Raw genomic sequence first — 16,254 nt, 5'->3', positions numbered from 1 at the left:
ATTGTCGAAGTCTGGCCCGCCAGGGATGCAGGACGGCGGCTTTTTTTTCAGCAGGCGCACGCGTTGGAATCTAAAAACCATAGCTGACTGCGTAGGTGCAGTCTGAGTTTCCTGCCATTTTGTGCACCCAGCTCAATCCTGCGTGCCCGCCCCGGACTCAGGGGGCAGTGGCCGGGCCTGGCGCGGCAGGCGCGGCGTCAGCAGAGGCGCTGGGTGCGGCATCCCCGCGCAGCGCGCCCAGCTTGGCCTGCAGCCAGTCGTCATAGCCCTTGTGCACCAGCTCGTAGGTTTGGGCAATGCCGGCCGCCACCGGGCTGCCTTCGCCCAGCACGCCCAGGCTGTTCAAGATGTCTTGCGCCTCCTGGTAGCCCTGCTTGAAACCGCCGCGGATCAGCGCCACAAAATCCTGGGCCACCTCGGCCAGCTCCTTGTCGGGGTAGCGGGCCGCATAGGCGTCGAACATCGCGGTGGACAGGCCCACGATCCGGCCTGCCGTGGCCTGCGCGCTGTGGTCCTGGCCCATGGCGTTCTGGATGGCGTCGGGGCCCAGCTCGGGCGCCAGCTCCTGGTTGATGGCATCCACCGCCGTGCGGTACAGCAGGGCCAGGCTGTCGTTGCCGGTCTGCAGGCTGACCTGCAGCGAGGCTTCCAGGATCTGCGCATTGCGCATGTTCTGCTGGCCCTGGCTGCTGGCGGTGGCGGTTTTCTGCGCCTCGTCCAGCGGCGTGCTATTGGTGAGCACGGCCGTGTCGGGGGAAGCGGGGGCGGGGAGGTGGGTTGCGTTCAGCATGGTGCGCTCCAGATGCAATACAGGCTTACAGGGCCTTATCGTGCATGTCGGCAATTCGGCGCGTGTACTGAAGTGCCGTTGGTCCTGATGGCGTGCATTCGTTAAAAAAAAGAGCTGTTAGCGTTGATTGGATAAGCGTTTTAGGGTTAAAGCAGATGCAAAGCATTATTTGACTAGCGCCAGCAGCTCACTTTTTACTGAACTGATATGGTGATGTTGGGTTGAGGTGCATCTGATCCGGTGTTTTTGCCCCCAATCTGATGCTTTTGTTCCGGGCGCCGGGCGCGCACAGTCGCGGTGGTGCACCGCTGGTAGGGACTGGCGGGCGAGCCCTTTCACGCTATGCCTCATCACAACACTTCCACGAATGTCGGCGGCAGCCAGCACGCGCCGCGCAAGACAATTCCGATCCACGCAGAGCCTGCCGCAGTTTCTTTTTATGAAGCGCGCAAGAAGATTCAGCCGCGTTCCATCCAGGGTCTGTTTTCCCGCTGGCGCTGGGCGCTGGTGTGGATCACGCAGCTGTTTTTTTACGGTGTGCCCTGGCTGCAAATTCATGGGCGCCAGGCCTTGCTGTTCGATCTGGAGCAGCGGCGTTTTTACGTCTTCGGCTGGCTGCTGTACCCACAGGACTTCATCTATCTGACGGCGCTGCTCATCGTCAGCGCCCTGGCGCTGTTTTTGTTCACCACCGTAGCCGGGCGCCTGTGGTGTGGCTTCAGCTGCCCGCAGACGGTGTACACCGAGATCTTCATGTGGATCGAGCGCCGGCTGGAGGGCGACCGCAGCGCGCGCCTGCGCCTGGACGGCAGCGGCTGGACGCTGGAGAAAACGGCCCGGCGTGGCGGCAAGCACCTGCTGTGGCTGCTGCTGTCGCTGTGGACGGGCTTCACCTTCGTGGGCTATTTCGTGCCCATCCGCGATTTGGCGGTGCAGGTGATGGCGTGGCAAGGTGCCTGGCAGATTTTCTGGATTGCGTTTTATGCCCTGGCCACCTACGGCAATGCTGGTTTTTTGCGCGAGCAGGTGTGCAAATACATGTGCCCGTATGCACGCTTTCAAAGCGCCATGTTTGACAAGGACACACTGATCGTGAGCTACGACGCCGCGCGCGGCGAGGGCCGTGGCCCGCGTGCCAAAGATGCCAACTACCGCGCCCAAGGTTTGGGTGACTGCATTGACTGCACACTGTGCGTGCAGGTCTGCCCGGTGGGCATTGATATTCGCGATGGCTTGCAGTACGAATGCATTGGCTGCGGCCTGTGCATTGACGCCTGCAACAGCGTCATGGACAAAATGCACTATCCGCGCGGTTTGGTGCGTTGGAGTACCGAGCAAGCCCTGGCACAGCGCTGGAGCCGTGCGCAAATGCTGCGCCGCGTATTCCGCCCGCGCGTGCTGCTGTACGGCGCGGGGCTGCTGGCCATCACCGTGGCTATGGTGACTAGCTTGTACGTGCGCGTGCCGCTGAAGGTGGACGTGGTGCGTGACCGGGGCACGCTCTCGCGCATCGTGGCGGGCGGCATGATGGAGAACATCTACCGCGTGCAGATCGGCAATGCCACAGAAGTGCCGCAGCACTATGTGCTGTCAGCCTCGGGCCTTAACGGGCTGCGTGTGGCGTCAGACACCGCGGTGGCGCTGGGTGCGGCCGAAGACCGCTGGGTGGTGGTGCGCCTGCAAGCGCCTTATGGTGCGGCGCAACCAGGCTCCAACCCTGTGGTGATTGAGGTGCGTGCGCAGGCCGATCCCAAGATTGCCGTGTCCGCGCACACCACTTTTTTGGCACCTCGCTAAACGCTAAAAGCTAAACACAGGGCACGGCACCTGTCAGCTACGTTTGTCGTGCTGCTGCATCTCGGTGCACCACTGGCCCAGCTGCTGCAGGGCAGGCATGGTGCGCGCATCCCATTGCAAGCCAAAATTCAGCCGGATACAGCGCTCAAACCGTTGCGAAGCCGAGAACACCGGGCCGGGAGCCAGGCTAATCCCGGCGGTCAAGGCCTGCTGGTGCAGAGCTAAGGCATCGCAGCCTTCGGGCAACTCTACCCACATCAGGTAGCCGCCTTCTGGCCGGGTGGCGCGGGTGCCGGGTGGGAAGTACTGGGCGATCGCCTGGGCCATTGCATCGCGTTGGGTGAGCAAGATGTGGCGCAACTGGCGCAGGTGCTTGTCGTAGCCCACGCCCTCCAAGTAATGTGCCAACGCCGCTTGTGCCGGGGCATTGGTGCTGATGGAGGTGGTGAGCTTTTGCCGGGCCACCCCCTGTGTGAAACGGCCGGCGGTGACCCAGCCAATGCGCCAGCCGGGGGCCAAACACTTGGAAAACGAGCTGCAATGCAGCACCCAGCCTGCGCGGTCATAGGCCTTGATGGGCAGGGGGCGGCGGGCTGAAAAATACAGCTCGCCGTAGACATCGTCTTCAATCACGGGTATTTGCAGGCGCGCAGCCATATCGCACAGGGCTTGCTTGTGCGGCGCTGGCATCAGGCTGCCCAGCGGGTTGTGAAAATTGCTCATCAACCAGATGGCCTGCGGCTGGTGGGTGGTGATGGCCGCCTCCAGCGCCTGTAAATCAATGCCATCGCGCGGATGCGTTGGCACTTCAATGGCCTGCAGGCCCAAGCGCTCCAGCGCCTGCAGTGCGCCGTAAAAACAGGGGGACTCCACCACCACCGCGCCGCCGGGGCGGGTGACGGCAGACAGGCACAGGTTCAGGGCCTCCAAGGCGCCGTTGGTGATGACCACATCATCCATGTGCAGCGGCATGCCATCGGCCAGGTAGCGGCGGGCGATGTGGCGGCGCAGGCCGCTGTGGCCGGTGCTCAGGTCATCGAGCAGGGCCTGCGGCTGGGCCTGGCGTGCGCAGGCGGCCAGCGACTGCGCCAGCTTGTTCCACGGGAAGTGCTGGGGCGCGGGGAATGCGCTGCCCAGGCCCACCGTGCCTGGCTGAAAGCTGGCTTGCAGGATGGAGAACACGCGCTCGCTGACATCCACCGTCAGCGAGGCCGGGGGCGGCAGCCGGGCGATCTCGGGTTCAGGCGGCGGGTGGTGGGCGCCCGAGGCCACGTAGTAGCCGGAACGCTCGCGCGCACGGATCAGCCCGCGCGCCTCCAGCAGGTAGTAGGCCTGGAACACCGTGGACGGACTGACGCCGCGTGCGGCGCAGCAGCTGCGCACCGACGGCAGCTTGTCGCCTGGCTGCAGCACGCCCGCGTGGATGGACTGGGCGATGTCGGCGGCCAGGGTGGCGTAGCGCGTCAGGCTGGATGAGGGGGCGGGTTGGGTGAACACAGCCGCCCAGTGTAGGGGCTGTCCAGCGCCATACTGCCCCGCCCCGGATTAGGTCGTGGCCGCCATTTGCAACAGGCCCTTGGCGCCATGTGGCTCACAGCGCAGGTACTGCGGGGCGGCCGCCACTTGGGCGCCCAACTGGCGGGCGGCCTCCCAGGGCCAGCGCGGGTTGTAGAGCATGGCGCGGGCCACGCCGATGGCATCGGCTTGGCCGGCATCCAGGATAGCCTGGGCCTGCTGCGGGTCGGTGATCAGGCCCACGGCAATCACGGGCATGGCCCCCTGCAGGTGGCGGCGCAGGCCGTCGGCCAGTGGCACCTGGTAGCCAGGGCCGATGGGGATCTGCTGCGCCGGGTGCAGTGCGGCGCTGGAGACATGCAAGAACGCGCAGCCGCGTTGTGCCAGTGCCTGTGCCAGCACTTGGCTTTGCGCCAGGTCCCAGCCGCCGTCCACCCAGTCGGTGGCGGAGATGCGCACGCCGATGGGAAAGCCCGCTGGCAGGGCCGCCTGGATGGCGTCGAACACCTCCAGCGTCAGGCGCATGCGGTTGTCCAGGCTGCCGCCATAGGCGTCATTGCGCAGGTTGGACAGGGGCGACAGGAATTGGTGCAGCAGATAGCCGTGGGCGGCGTGCAGCTCCAGCGCATCCAGCCCCAGGCCGTGCGCGCGCACGGCGGCGTCGACGAAGGCCTGCTTGATCTGGGCAATATCTTCCAGCGTGGCGCTGGCTGGCAGCGGGTCGGTGGGCATGAAGCCCTGGGCGCTGGCGCTGAGGGTTTGCCAGGCCTCAGGGTGGTCGGCAGACAGGGCGCCCCCGCCTTCCCAGGGCCGGCGGCTGCTGGCCTTGCGGCCGGCGTGGGCCAGTTGCATGCACACGGGCATGGGGCTGTAGCGGCGGATGTGCGCCAGCACCGGGCGCAGCGCCTGTACCTGGGCATCGTTCCACAGGCCCAGGTCGTGGGCGCTGATGCGGCCCCGGGCCTCGACGGCGGTGGCTTCCAGGATCAGTAGACCGGCGCCGGACTGGGCCAGTTGGCCGTAGTGCATCAGGTGCCAGCTGGTGGCGCAGCCTTCCTCGGCCGAGTACATGCACATCGGGGGGATGACGATGCGGTTGGCCAGTTCCAGCGAGCCAAAGCGGATGGGGGAAAACAAAGCAGGCATGGTGGGCGCGTCCCTTCACAGCAAATCTTGCGCCGCAGCATGACACAAAAAAAGCGCGCCACCGATCCCCTCGGCGACGCGCTGTGGCAGGGTGTAACCGTGCGGGTTCAAGCCTGTTCAGCCAGCAGCTCCTGCAGGGTCTTGACCTGCAGGCGCAGGCGTTCGTTCTCGGCCTCCAGCTCGGTCACGCGTGCCTGCAGCGTTTCGGCGGAGGCAAGCGGGGCGGCGTCCAGGCTGCCCTCGTCGGCTGCTGCGGGTTTGTCGGCCTTGGGTTTTTTCTTGGCCTCGCGCACGCGCTTGGCCGCTTGTTTGAGGCCGTCAGCACCTTCAGCAGCGACGGCTTGCTGCTCCTCCACGGGCAAGGTGGCCACCACGGCTGCAGCGTTGAGCGACAGCTCGCCAGCCTTTACTGCCGCCACCACTTCGGGGGCAGCTTTTTGCTGGATGGTCTCGATCATCTTGACCTGGCCGGCCGATAGGCGCGCGGCGCGGGCCAGGGCTTCGCGCGTGTCCAGCGCTTCGTCGGGCACCTTGGGGGAGCAGGCCAGGGCCTGGGCCACGGCGGGATCGGTGTCACCGTCCCAGGGCGCTTCGGCACTGCATTCGGCCTTGGCGGCTTGCACGGCAGCGGCGGCTTGCGCGCGGCGCTCAGCAATGATTTCGCGCTTGCGCAGGGCCAGCACACCGCGCTGGTAGTCAGAGACGGAGCGGCGACCCAGGTGCTGGTCGATCATCCACAGGTGGATGTCTTCCATGTTCTGAAAGCGCTCGTTCTGGATGGTTTTGAAAGGCAGACCGTGCTTTTGGCAAATGCCAAAGCGGTTGTGGCCGTCCACCAGGATGTTGCCCCACAGCACCAGCGCGTCGCGGCAGCCTTCGTCGAGGATGCTGCGTTCCAGCGATTCATATTCGTCGGGGGTGAGGGGGTCGATATAGGCCTTGAGTTCAGGCAGAACAACGATGTCTTCGGGGCTCATGGGATTCCAATGCAAGCGGGCCATGCACTGTAGCGGGCTGCCTGCGAATGTCAAAGAGGAAAGTCAAAAGGCACCCGAAGGTGCCTTTGCAAAGAAGCTGCAGCGCGCAGTGGGTATAGGGTTAGAAGCCTTTTTGGCCTCTAGCGCTTATCCAGTCTGCGCAAGCAGCTATGAAGTTTTATGCGTTCTCAGGGTGCAGCAGGCGCGAGATCAAGCCGCCTTCGACCGGGCCTTCCACGGGAATGCGCACGCGCACGGGGTTGCCCGCAGCCACTTGCACGGGTTCACCCTCCAGGTTGAACATCTGCTCCAGCTTCATGGTGCGGTTGCCCGTGGGGTGGATGATTTCGATCATGTCACCTACCGAGAAGCGGTTCATGGTTTCGATCTCGGCCATGCCGTTCTCGTAGCCACGCACGGTGCCCACAAAGTGGCTGCGCTGCAGCACCGAGGTGCCGGTTTCGTAGTTCTGGTAGTCGTTGGCGGGGCGGCGCTCCAGCAGGCCGCCGGTGTAGCCACGGTTGGCCAGGCCTTCCAACTCGGTGATCAGGTGCGGGTTGAAGGGGCGACCGGCCACTGCGTCGTCGATCGCGCGGCGGTAGGTTTGCGCGGTGCGGGCGACGTAGTACAGGCTCTTGGTGCGGCCTTCGATCTTGAGCGAATCGACCCCAATCTTGGCCAGGCGCTCCACGTGCTCAATGGCGCGCAAGTCCTTGGAGTTCATGATGTAGGTGCCGTGCTCATCTTCCATGATGGGCATCATCTCGCCAGGGCGGCCTTTTTCTTCCAGCAGGTAGATGGCGTCGGCCTTGGGGTGGCGCTTTTGGTCGCCGCAGGTGCTGGTGAACTGGTTGTCCAGGTCGTTCTTGGCGTCTTCAAAATTGAAGCCTTTGTCCATGGCCTGGCCCAGCGCTTCGCCCGTGTTGGGGTCCACATCGGCGCCGTGGGTCTTGTATTCCCAGCGGCAGGCGTTGGTGCAGGTGCCCTGGTTGGGGTCGCGGCGGTTGAAGTAGCCCGACAGCAGGCAGCGGCCCGAGTAGGCAATGCACAGCGCGCCGTGCACAAACACTTCCAGCTCCATGTCGGGGCATTCCTGGCGGATCTTTTCGATCTCGTCCAGGCTCAACTCGCGCGAGAGGATGATGCGCTCCACGCCCATCTTCTGCCAGAACTTGACGGTGGCGTAGTTGGTGGTGTTGGCCTGCACGGAAAGGTGAATCACGGCCTCGGGCCACTTTTCCTTGACCATCATGATCAGGCCGGGGTCGGCCATGATCAGCGCGTCGGGCTTCATGGCGATGATGGGCTCGATGTCGCGCAGGTAAGTGCGGATTTTGTCGTTGTGCGCAATGACGTTGGACGTCAAAAAGAACTTCTTGCCGCGCTGGTGGGCTTCTTGGATGCCTTGCGCAATCTGTTCGATGCGGAAATCGTTGTTGCGCGCGCGCAGCGAGTAGCGCGGCTGGCCAGCGTAGACAGCGTCGGCGCCAAAGTCATAGGCGGCGCGCATTTTTTCAAGCGAGCCGGCGGGAAGCAGCAGTTCAGGGGCTTTCATAGGGGGCTTATTTTCCTTGATTGGCGTCAGTCCGTCACGGCACTGGGGACATGTACCTGCAGTCAACGTGGGACAGCGCCGGGTGCTTTCAATAAAAGAGCTGCTTGCGCTGAATAAATAAGGACTTCAGGTAGATATCTATCTGAAGTCCTTGCAAAACCAGCGCTAAGCGCTATACAAAAAATTTAGTCCTGTGGGCGGAAGCCGATCAAGAAGTCCGCAGGTACTTTGCCGTTGGTGTCTCTGGGCAGGGTCTCGGTCTTGTGCAGGGCGCGCACCACGGCGTCGTCCCAGGCCTTGTTGCCGCTGGATTTGACCAGCTGCACCCCGGTGATGGTGCCGTCGGGCGCCGCACGCACACGCACTTCGGCGCGCGGGTTGCCGCTGACCACATCGGGATAGACGATGTTGGGCTTGACCTTGGCCGCCACGCGCGCGCCGTAGCCCGCAGAGTGACCCGCAGTGCCACCACCAGTGCCCTTGCCGCCGTTGGGGCCGCTGCTCTTTTCGGCCGAGCCGCTGCCGCCCGAGCCTGCCAGGCCCGCCATGGCACGCAGGTTTTCCTGGCGCATGCGCTCCAGCTCCTTGGCGGCCTTGGCCTCTTGGGCTGCTTGCTCTTTTTTGCGCTTGTCGTCGGCAGCCTTCTTTTCGGCTTCAGCCTTGGCCTTCTCAGCCTTTTCTTTTTCGGCTTTCTCGGCTTTTTCCTTTTGGGCTTTCTCAGCCTTGTCGCGTTTTTCCTTCTCTAAACGCTCTTTCTTTTCCTGCTCGGCTTTCTCGCGCTTTTGCTGCTCCAGCTTTTCGCGCTTGTCTTGCTCGATCTTGTCTTTGCGCGCTTGCTCGGCCTTCTCTTTGTCGAGCTTGGCTTTTTCCTGCTCTGCCTTTTCCTTGGCCTTTTGGGCCTCCAGCTCACGCTGCTTTTTCAGCTCGGCTTCCTTGTGCTTGCGCTCTTGCAGTGCCAGCTCAGCATCGCGCTGGGCCTGCAGCTCTTGCTGGCTGGGCTGGGGCGGCGCAGGTGGCGGGGGCGGCAGCGGAACCGGTTCGGGCTCAGGTTCCGGCTTGGGGGCTGGAGTGGGTTCGAGCACCGGGGCAGGCGGTGGCGTGGGCGCGCGTGGCGCCGCTTGCTCAAAGTTTTCGGCCCACAGCTCAGCCTCGACGGCAGCTTGCTCCACCGCATCGGGAGGGCTCACTTTCCATACGAAGGCACCCACCAAAATGGCGTGTGCCAGCAATGCCATCACCCAGTTGCGCAGTTTTTTGGACTGCCGGGGAGGGGCAAATGGGTCGTGATCGAGGCGAGAAGACATGGAGGACAACAAGGCTGTGAACGAAGCGCGTAAAAAATTATTTGGCGGCGGATTTCACGCCGAGTGCCACGCGCTTGACGCCCGCAGCTTGCAGCTCGCCCATGGCCGTCACAACGGCTTCATAGGTCAGGCCTTTGTCGGCCTGGATCATGACCGCACTGTCTTCCGGCTGGTTGGACTGCCAGGTCGCCGCCACCACTCCCAGCTCTTGCAGCGACACGGCCTGCTCGCCATTGGGGGTTTTGATGCGGATGCTGCCATCGGCGTTCATCAGCACATGGGCCACGTTTTTGACGGCAGGTTTGGTGGACTTGCCGGCACTGGGCACATTGATGGCGCCGGGCGTGAGCATGGGTGCTGTCACCATGAAGATGATGAGCAGCACCAGCATCACGTCGATGAACGGCACCATATTGATTTCATTGACGGTGCGGCGACCGCGACCTCGGGAGCTGGCTGCTGGCATGTGATGCTCCTGCCTTCAATAGCCCGAAGCCGTGGCGCTTGCGGAGGGACCACTCACATTGCGTTGCAAGATGTTGGTGAACTCTTCCATGAAGGTCTCTTGGCTGTTGGCAATCCGGTCAATGGTGTTGGCATAGCGGTTGTAAGCGGTCACTGCGGGAATGGCGGCAAACAGGCCCATGGCGGTGGCCACCAGGGCTTCGGCAATACCGGGCGCCACGGTGGCCAGGGTGATTTGCTCCATATTGGCAAAGCCGGTGAAGGCGTGCATCACGCCCCAGACCGTGCCAAACAGGCCCACATAGGGCGAGACCGAACCAACGGTGCCCAAGAAGGACAGGCCGGACTCCACTTCGTCCATTTCACGCTGAAAGCTGGCGCGCATGGCGCGGCGTGTGCCGTCCATCAAGGTGCCGCTATCGTTGATGCGGCGCTCACGCAGTTTTTTGTACTCGCGCATGCCGCTGGCAAAAATGCGTTCCATCGGGCCGCCGTTTTTGGCGTTTTGCGTGGCGCTGTTGTAGAGGTCGTTGAGGCTTTGGCCCGACCAGAAATCTTGTTCAAACGATTCGTTGAACTGGCGCACCTGCTTGAGGGCCTGGGACTTGCGAAAAATAGTCGCCCAACTTGCTACGGAGGCGACGACCAAAATCAACATGACCAATTGCACCACCCAGCTGGCCTGCAAAATAAGGCTGAGGATGGACATGTCTTGGCTTGCGTTCATGAGAGTTTTTCCACGATGGAGTTCGGAATACGGGCAGGGCGCATGGTAGTGGCATCGACCCAACCAATGCGAATGCTGCCTTCACATAACAGCTGTGGCGCTTGATCGGATGACACAGGCCGCAAAAAAGCTTGCTGCGCAATGGTGAACGACGCGCGGCCTGCCGATTGCAACACAGCGCTCACGTCGATCATGTCATCCAGACGCGCAGGTCGGAGATAGTTGATCTCGGCCTGAGTGACCACAAACATACCACCGACTTCATCACGCAGTTTTTGCTGTTCTACGCCCAGGTTGCGCAGCCATTCGGTGCGCGCACGCTCAAAGAACTTGAGGTAGTTGGCATAAAAGACGATGCCGCCGGCGTCGGTATCTTCCCAGTACACCCGGATGGGAAAGGTGAAGGCCATCAAAGTTCCCTTGCGTTACTGAAAAAGCTTTTGCATGCGGCGTACGGCCTCCTGCAGCTGCTCCATGGAGTTGGCGGTCGAAAAACGCACATAACGGGCGGTGTCTGCCGTGCCAAAGTCGCGCCCTGGCGTGATGGCCAGGTGCGCCTTCTCCATCAGCGCATAGGCAAACTCCCAGCTGTCTTTGACGCCCAGCTTGGCACACAGCGGCGTGCAATCTGCCCAGGCGTAGAAAGCGCCGTCGGGCATGACATCAATGCCAAAGCCCAACTCTTTCAGTGCAGGCAGAAAATAGTCGCGGCGTGCCTTGAATTCTGCGCGGCGTGCTTCAAAAATTGCAATGCTCTCGGGGCTAAAGCATGCCAGCGCGGCGTGCTGGGCGATGGTGGAGGCGCAAATGAACAGGTTCTGCGCCATGCGCTCCACCACCGGCACCATGGCCTCGGGCACCACCATCCAGCCCAAGCGCCAGCCCGTCATGTTGAAGTATTTGCTGAAGCTGTTGATGGAGATGATGTCGTCGCTGATGGCCAGCGCGCTGTGGCTAAAAGCCTCTTCGTACGACAGGCCCAGATAGATTTCATCGACGATGGTGATGCCGCCCTTGGACTTGACCACGTCGTGGATGCGCCGCAGTTCAGCCGGATCAATCGAGGTGCCGGTGGGGTTGGAGGGCGATGCCAGCAGCACGCCACGGGTTTGTTCGCCCCAGTGCGCGGCCACTTGGTCTGCGCTGAGCTGGTAGCGCTCTGCCGCGCTGGTGGGAATCAGTTTTGCCACGCCTTCTGCTGCGCTCACAAAGTGGCGGTTGCAGGGGTAGCTGGGGTCGGGCATGAGGATTTCATCGCCCGCTTCAATCAGGGCCAAACAGGCCAGCTGCAGCGCAGCTGAGGCACCTGCCGTAATCACGATGCGCCGCGCAGGCACATCCACATCAAAGCGTGTGAGGTACCACTGGCTGATGGCTTCGCGCAAAGGCTCAAGGCCCAGCGCATTGGTGTACTGGGTGCTACCTGTCGTGATGCAGCGCTGCGCGGCGGCTTGTACTTGCTCGGGGGCGGTGTAGTCAGGCTCGCCGATGTTCAAAAAGATCATGGGCTCGGGGCTGCTGGCAACTTCTTGGGCCAGTTGCTGGGCGGCTTTGGCCACTTCCATGACGTAAAAGGGATCGATCTTTTCGGCGCGCGTAGAAAACTTCATGGGCAAGCAAAGCGCAAAGCGCTGTCACGTTGGAATTCACACAAAAGCATATAAAAAAGGCAGCGGCCTGCTGGGCGCGCTGCCTTTTGCAAGGAGCCAATATTAGGCGGTTTTGCCGGCCTTGTCGGCCTCTACTTCGGTAGCCCGCAGCTCGGGCGCCAGTGCATTCAAGATGCCGTTGACGTACTTGTGTCCGTCCGTGCCGCCAAATTCCTTGGCCAGCTCAATCACTTCATTGAGCACAACGCGCCATGGCACATCCATGCAGTGCATCAACTCATAAGCGCCAATCCACATGCAAGCGTGCTCGATGGGCGACAGCTCTTGCAGCTTGCGGTCCAGCTTGGGCGTGATCAGTGCGTTCAAGTCTTCTTCAAGCTTGATGCAACCATGCAGCAGCGCGTCATAGTGCAGCGCATCGCACTTGTGAAAGCCTGCCAGGTCGCGGGTGAACATATCGATGGATGTGGCGTCGTTGCGGCCCACGATGTGCTGGTACAAGCCTTGCAGCGCAAATTCACGCGAACGCGTGCGCGGGGCTTTGGAAGCCGCCTTGCGTGCGCCGGTGCTGGTCAAGCCCGTGCGTTTGGTGCGGGGAGGGCTGCTTTTGCCAGCCGGTGCGGATGCGTATTCGTCGCTCATGATTTTTTCAGTGTGTGGAGCAGTGTGGCCATTTCTATGGCCACACGCGCTGCGTCCAGACCTTTTTCGGTCTGGCGGGCAATCGCTTGCTCGAGGTTTTCAGTGGTGATGATTGCGTTGGCAATCGGCAGCCGGTAGTCCAGACTCAGGCGCGTGACGCCTGCGCCCGATTCGTTGGCTACGAGCTCAAAGTGGTATGTCTCCCCACGAATGATGCAACCCAGTGCGATCAGGGCATCGTAGCCACCACGCTCGGCCATGGCTTGTAGGGCCACAGGCACTTCGAGTGCGCCGGGCACTATGACATGGTCGATGTCTGCGTCTTGCACGCCGGTGGCCAGCAACTCTTGGTGGCAAGCTTGGGCCAGTGCATTGGTAATGCCTTCATTCCAGCGGGCTTGAACAATGCCAATACGCAGTCCTTGACCGTTCAGCGAAGTGGCAGCGCCTTTGTCAGCGTTCAGCATCTTGGTTATTCCTTGGTGATATAGCCGGTGATTTCCAGACCGTAGCCGGCCATGCTGGGCATGCGGCGGGGCTGGCCCATCAGTTTCATTTTGTGCACACCGCATTCGCGCAGAATTTGTGCGCCAATGCCGTAGGTGCGCAGATCCATACGCCCCCGCTCAGGCGCCTGTGCAGAGCGGGCGCTGCCTTCAAACTGCGCCAATAACTGGTCTGCGCTTTCGCCGCAGTTGAGCAGCACGGCCACGCCCTGGCCTTGCGCGTTGAGGTATTGCAAGCTGGTGTCCAGCCCCCAGGAGTGCATGGAGCGGTTGACTTCCAGCGCATCCAGTACGGACAGGGGTTCGTGTACGCGCACGGGCACTTCGTCTGTCTCGCTCCAGGTGCCTTTGACCAGGGCCATGTGCGCCGATTGGCTGGGCTTGTCCTGGAACAGGTGGACAGTGAACTCGCCCCAAGGGGTTTGCAGTGAGCGACTGCCCACTTTTTGCAGCAGCGATTCATTGCGGCTGCGGTACTGAATCAGGTCCGCAATGGTGCCAATCTTCAGACCGTGTTCTGCGGCAAACAGCTGCAGATCAGGCAGACGGGCCATGGTGCCGTCGTCCTTCATGATTTCGCAGATGACGGAAGACGGCGTGCAGCCAGCCATACCTGCCAAATCACACCCAGCTTCAGTGTGGCCGGCGCGGATCAGCACGCCACCATCTACGGCTTGCAGCGGGAAGATGTGACCGGGCTGTACCAAATCGGTGGGCTTGGCATTTGCAGCCACTGCAGCTTGCACGGTGCGTGCGCGGTCAGCAGCGGAAATGCCGGTGGTGACGCCTTCGGCGGCTTCGATGGAGACAGTAAATGCAGTGCTGTACACGGTGCCGTTGCGTGCCGCCATCGGGGGCAGTTTGAGGAATTCGCAGCGTTCACGGGTCAGCGTCAGGCAAATCAGGCCGCGGCCAAACTTGGCCATGAAGTTGATGGCTTCAGGCGTGACGTGGTCGGACGCCAGTACCAAGTCCCCCTCGTTTTCGCGGTCTTCTTCATCGACCAAGATGACCATGCGGCCAGCACGCATTTCGGCAACGATGTCTTCCACCGGCGAAATCTGCACGGGTGTGAGTGGGGTGTTCATGGGGTGTCGTTCCTTGGATTTGCCTGTCGGGTTGCCGCCAGCACGGCCTTGGTATGGGCACCCGCCCAGCATGCGTGGTGCATGCGTCCAAAGAACATGTGTGCAGACGTCATCCGTCGCTAATAGCCATGCGCCGGATGGTGCTGGCTTCTGTGGAAAGCTGGCATTTTAGTGCTTTGTTGAGCGGGTGCAGAGATTGCCCTGCTGCACTGGGTCAATTTTCAGGGTCTTGCAAGCTGACATTCCCGTTGGGGTAAGCCACGCAGGGCAGTACACAGCCTTCGGCTTTTTCTTCTGCGGTCAAACCGGGCCAGTCAATTTGGTAGTGCACGCTGCCAGATCGGATGTACCCCAAACAGGTGCGGCATGTGCCGTTGCGGCAGGAGCTGGGCCATTGCAGGCCGCCCATCTCAATGGAGTCGAGCAGGGTGTCGGTTGCCCATGCATCGCATTGCTGGCCGCTTGGTTCGAGTTTGACGGTAAATAGTTCAGGTGACAGAGGTGTGCTCACGGTTTTCCCAGGGCGGACGATCGGTATGGGCAGGGATTGTCGCCGCATACGCGCTGACCAGTAGCTAGTGTGCAAGATGCTTAAAAAATAGGCAGAGAACTTCTGGGCCTTGTAGATCAAGTACTTGTGCGGTCATCAGGGTCTATCGGATGGCTTATCCACATGGTTGTCCAGTCAATTTGGGGGCAACTGCCTGTTAGCCGCAGGTGTTCAAGGCGTGCCTGAGGTTGCTGTTACGAGTTGCGCAGACTGATGAAAAAACAGTCAGCTTTTAATAGTTCTTTTGAAAACAAGTACTTGGTTTTGTTGTTGCTTGCTTTCCGTTAGGTTGTCCACAGGATTGTCAAGAGAAATGCGGGCTAAGTGTTGCCGGGGTTTGGGGCGGTGATGAAAAAATGTGCAAATGCCATCGGGGTTTGTAAAACAAGGGCTTAGCGCAGTTGTTTACAGCCCTGCAAAGTTTGTCCACATGCTTGTGCCGTGTTGCCGTGGATAAGCGCGTTGAGCCCCAGAGTCGCATCGGCGAACGCGAACACCAGAGGCTGTGCGTACAGTGCTCCACCCATGACAGGTCAAGCACGCATTCATACAAGCATGCATACAAACTAAGGAGATGAAGATGCAAAAATTGTCGTTTGAGGGGCAGGTGGCCATCGTGACGGGCGCCGGTGGCGGTCTGGGGCGCGAACATGCACTGGCTTTGGCGCGCCGGGGTGCCAAAGTGCTGGTCAATGACTTGGGTGGTGCGGTGGATGGCTCTGGCGCCAGCGTGTCTGCGGCGCAAAAAGTGGTCGATGAAATCCGCGCGATGGGTGGGCAGGCGATGGCCAATGGCGCTTCGGTCACGGATTTCGCGGCCGTGCAGGCGATGGTGCAGCAGGCGGTGGACGCTTGGGGGCGCGTCGACATTCTGGTCAACAACGCAGGCATCTTGCGTGACAAGAGTTTTGCCAAGATGCAGATGGAGGACTTCCGCTTGGTGGTGGAGGTGCACCTGATGGGCGCGGCCAATTGCTGCAAAGCCGTCTGGCCCCATATGCAGGCCCAAAACTACGGGCGCATTGTCATGACGACCTCTTCCTCGGGCCTGTATGGCAACTTTGGCCAGAGCAACTATGGCGCCGCCAAGATGGCGCAGGTGGGGCTGATGCAGACGCTGGCGATTGAGGGCGCTAAACACAATATCCATGTGAATGCCTTGGCACCCACGGCGGCCACGCGGATGACGGAAGGTTTGATGCCGGAAGCGGTGCTGGCGGCCCTCAAGCCCGAAGCGGTGGTGCCTGCCATGCTGGTGCTGGCACATGCAGATGCGCCCACGCGCACCATTTTGTGTGCGGGTGCCGGCGGCTTTGAGGCGGCGCACATCACGTTGACGCAAGGCGTGTATGTGGGTGCCGGCGAAGATGCTGCCGAGCAACTTGCTGCGCAACTGGGCGCGGTGACAGACCGCACGGGCGAGCAGATGCCACAAAGTGGTGCGGCGCAGGGGCAGCTGGAGGTGGGCAAGGCGATGGCCGCGCAGTCAGCCTCTGTCTGATAGACACGGCCATTTAGCCGTTACAAAGTCAGTGTGCAATCACGTGCTGCGGCGGCACAGCCGCCACGTGGTTATGCAAGC

At 61.6% G+C, this 16,254-nt stretch carries 16 protein-coding genes; 2 read left to right on the top strand and 14 right to left on the bottom strand.

The features are described 5' to 3' along the window. Nucleotides 1–157: 157 nt before the first annotated feature. The gene (locus QEP12_RS13215; RefSeq protein WP_219162340.1) at nt 158–790 is read right to left on the bottom strand and encodes a DUF5610 domain-containing protein; all 633 of its coding nucleotides are present in this window, start codon (nt 788–790) and stop codon (nt 158–160) included. Nucleotides 791–1,132: 342 nt separating this feature from the next. Here QEP12_RS13215 and ccoG point away from each other — a divergent pair, with 342 nt between their 5' ends. Beyond that, nucleotides 1,133–2,587: a cytochrome c oxidase accessory protein CcoG gene (gene ccoG, locus QEP12_RS13210; protein WP_284214543.1), complete on the top strand. Its 1,455-nt coding sequence runs from the start codon at nt 1,133–1,135 to the stop codon at nt 2,585–2,587. A gap of 33 nt (nt 2,588–2,620) precedes the next feature. On the opposite strand, the gene QEP12_RS13205 is transcribed toward ccoG, so the two are convergent. From QEP12_RS13205 to QEP12_RS13145, 13 genes are all read right to left on the bottom strand, one after another. Beyond that, complete coding sequence (locus QEP12_RS13205; RefSeq protein ID WP_284214589.1) at nt 2,621–4,054, bottom strand: aminotransferase-like domain-containing protein; 1,434 nt, start codon at nt 4,052–4,054, stop codon at nt 2,621–2,623. A gap of 78 nt (nt 4,055–4,132) precedes the next feature. After that, complete coding sequence (locus QEP12_RS13200) at nt 4,133–5,248, bottom strand: NADH:flavin oxidoreductase/NADH oxidase (protein ID WP_284214542.1); 1,116 nt, start codon at nt 5,246–5,248, stop codon at nt 4,133–4,135. Nucleotides 5,249–5,355: 107 nt separating this feature from the next. After that, the gene (locus QEP12_RS13195) at nt 5,356–6,225 is read right to left on the bottom strand and encodes a plasmid replication/partition related protein (protein ID WP_174863165.1); all 870 of its coding nucleotides are present in this window, start codon (nt 6,223–6,225) and stop codon (nt 5,356–5,358) included. A 178-nt stretch (nt 6,226–6,403) separates the two neighbouring features. Further along, complete coding sequence (trhP, locus tag QEP12_RS13190; RefSeq protein ID WP_431308090.1) at nt 6,404–7,780, bottom strand: prephenate-dependent tRNA uridine(34) hydroxylase TrhP; 1,377 nt, start codon at nt 7,778–7,780, stop codon at nt 6,404–6,406. 185 nt (nt 7,781–7,965) lie between these two features. Further along, nucleotides 7,966–9,084 (bottom strand): cell envelope integrity protein TolA, encoded by a 1,119-nt coding sequence (gene tolA / locus QEP12_RS13185; RefSeq protein WP_284214541.1) that lies wholly within the window; start codon nt 9,082–9,084, stop codon nt 7,966–7,968. A 37-nt stretch (nt 9,085–9,121) separates the two neighbouring features. Then, nucleotides 9,122–9,550, bottom strand: a complete 429-nt coding sequence (locus QEP12_RS13180; RefSeq protein WP_219162336.1) for an ExbD/TolR family protein — start codon at nt 9,548–9,550, stop codon at nt 9,122–9,124. A 15-nt stretch (nt 9,551–9,565) separates the two neighbouring features. Next, a complete protein-coding gene (gene tolQ / locus QEP12_RS13175; RefSeq protein ID WP_219162335.1) occupies nt 9,566–10,276 on the bottom strand; it encodes a protein TolQ in 711 nt (236 codons plus the stop codon). After that, on the bottom strand, nt 10,273–10,686 hold the full coding sequence (gene ybgC, locus QEP12_RS13170; protein WP_174863160.1) for a tol-pal system-associated acyl-CoA thioesterase: 414 nt from the start codon (nt 10,684–10,686) through the stop codon (nt 10,273–10,275). Before ybgC ends, tolQ begins: the two co-directional genes overlap by 4 nt. A 15-nt stretch (nt 10,687–10,701) precedes the next feature. Then, complete coding sequence (locus QEP12_RS13165; RefSeq protein ID WP_284214540.1) at nt 10,702–11,886, bottom strand: pyridoxal phosphate-dependent aminotransferase; 1,185 nt, start codon at nt 11,884–11,886, stop codon at nt 10,702–10,704. Between the two features lie 102 nt (nt 11,887–11,988). Beyond that, nucleotides 11,989–12,528 carry a transcription antitermination factor NusB gene (gene nusB / locus QEP12_RS13160; protein ID WP_174863161.1) on the bottom strand — a complete coding sequence of 180 codons (540 nt, stop codon included), beginning with the start codon at nt 12,526–12,528 and terminating at the stop codon, nt 11,989–11,991. Continuing rightward, nucleotides 12,525–12,995 carry a 6,7-dimethyl-8-ribityllumazine synthase gene (ribH, locus tag QEP12_RS13155; RefSeq protein ID WP_284214539.1) on the bottom strand — a complete coding sequence of 157 codons (471 nt, stop codon included), beginning with the start codon at nt 12,993–12,995 and terminating at the stop codon, nt 12,525–12,527. Before ribH ends, nusB begins: the two co-directional genes overlap by 4 nt. Before the next feature lie 5 nt (nt 12,996–13,000). Beyond that, nucleotides 13,001–14,122, bottom strand: coding sequence for a bifunctional 3,4-dihydroxy-2-butanone-4-phosphate synthase/GTP cyclohydrolase II (ribBA, locus tag QEP12_RS13150; protein ID WP_284214538.1), 1,122 nt, complete (start codon nt 14,120–14,122; stop codon nt 13,001–13,003). A 214-nt stretch (nt 14,123–14,336) separates the two neighbouring features. Further along, complete coding sequence (locus QEP12_RS13145) at nt 14,337–14,633, bottom strand: 2Fe-2S iron-sulfur cluster-binding protein (RefSeq protein ID WP_246254243.1); 297 nt, start codon at nt 14,631–14,633, stop codon at nt 14,337–14,339. A gap of 619 nt (nt 14,634–15,252) precedes the next feature. Between QEP12_RS13145 and QEP12_RS13140 the strand changes: the two genes are divergently transcribed. Beyond that, nucleotides 15,253–16,173: an SDR family NAD(P)-dependent oxidoreductase gene (locus QEP12_RS13140; RefSeq protein WP_284214537.1), complete on the top strand. Its 921-nt coding sequence runs from the start codon at nt 15,253–15,255 to the stop codon at nt 16,171–16,173. The last annotated feature ends 81 nt before the right edge of the window (nt 16,174–16,254 follow it).

The organism is Comamonas jiangduensis (assembly GCF_030162955.1).
Lineage (GTDB): Bacteria > Pseudomonadota > Gammaproteobacteria > Burkholderiales > Burkholderiaceae_C > Comamonas > Comamonas jiangduensis.
This window is presented reverse-complemented; position numbering and strand designations above follow the sequence as displayed.

What these genes read in the sequence shown, in the direction of transcription:
- ccoG (WP_284214543.1), top strand. Translation starts at nt 1,133, where the DNA reads ATGCCTCATCACAACACTTCCACGAATGTCGGCGGCAGCCAGCACGCG.
- QEP12_RS13140 (WP_284214537.1), top strand. Translation starts at nt 15,253, where the DNA reads ATGCAAAAATTGTCGTTTGAGGGGCAGGTGGCCATCGTGACGGGCGCC.
- trhP (WP_431308090.1), bottom strand. Translation starts at nt 7,780, where the DNA reads ATGAAAGCCCCTGAACTGCTGCTTCCCGCCGGCTCGCTTGAAAAAATG.
- nusB (WP_174863161.1), bottom strand. Translation starts at nt 12,528, where the DNA reads ATGAGCGACGAATACGCATCCGCACCGGCTGGCAAAAGCAGCCCTCCC.
- QEP12_RS13215 (WP_219162340.1), bottom strand. Translation starts at nt 790, where the DNA reads ATGCTGAACGCAACCCACCTCCCCGCCCCCGCTTCCCCCGACACGGCC.
- QEP12_RS13165 (WP_284214540.1), bottom strand. Translation starts at nt 11,886, where the DNA reads ATGAAGTTTTCTACGCGCGCCGAAAAGATCGATCCCTTTTACGTCATG.
- ybgC (WP_174863160.1), bottom strand. Translation starts at nt 10,686, where the DNA reads ATGGCCTTCACCTTTCCCATCCGGGTGTACTGGGAAGATACCGACGCC.
- ribBA (WP_284214538.1), bottom strand. Translation starts at nt 14,122, where the DNA reads ATGAACACCCCACTCACACCCGTGCAGATTTCGCCGGTGGAAGACATC.
- QEP12_RS13200 (WP_284214542.1), bottom strand. Translation starts at nt 5,248, where the DNA reads ATGCCTGCTTTGTTTTCCCCCATCCGCTTTGGCTCGCTGGAACTGGCC.
- tolQ (WP_219162335.1), bottom strand. Translation starts at nt 10,276, where the DNA reads ATGAACGCAAGCCAAGACATGTCCATCCTCAGCCTTATTTTGCAGGCC.
- tolA (WP_284214541.1), bottom strand. Translation starts at nt 9,084, where the DNA reads ATGTCTTCTCGCCTCGATCACGACCCATTTGCCCCTCCCCGGCAGTCC.
- QEP12_RS13195 (WP_174863165.1), bottom strand. Translation starts at nt 6,225, where the DNA reads ATGAGCCCCGAAGACATCGTTGTTCTGCCTGAACTCAAGGCCTATATC.
- QEP12_RS13180 (WP_219162336.1), bottom strand. Translation starts at nt 9,550, where the DNA reads ATGCCAGCAGCCAGCTCCCGAGGTCGCGGTCGCCGCACCGTCAATGAA.
- ribH (WP_284214539.1), bottom strand. Translation starts at nt 12,995, where the DNA reads ATGCTGAACGCTGACAAAGGCGCTGCCACTTCGCTGAACGGTCAAGGA.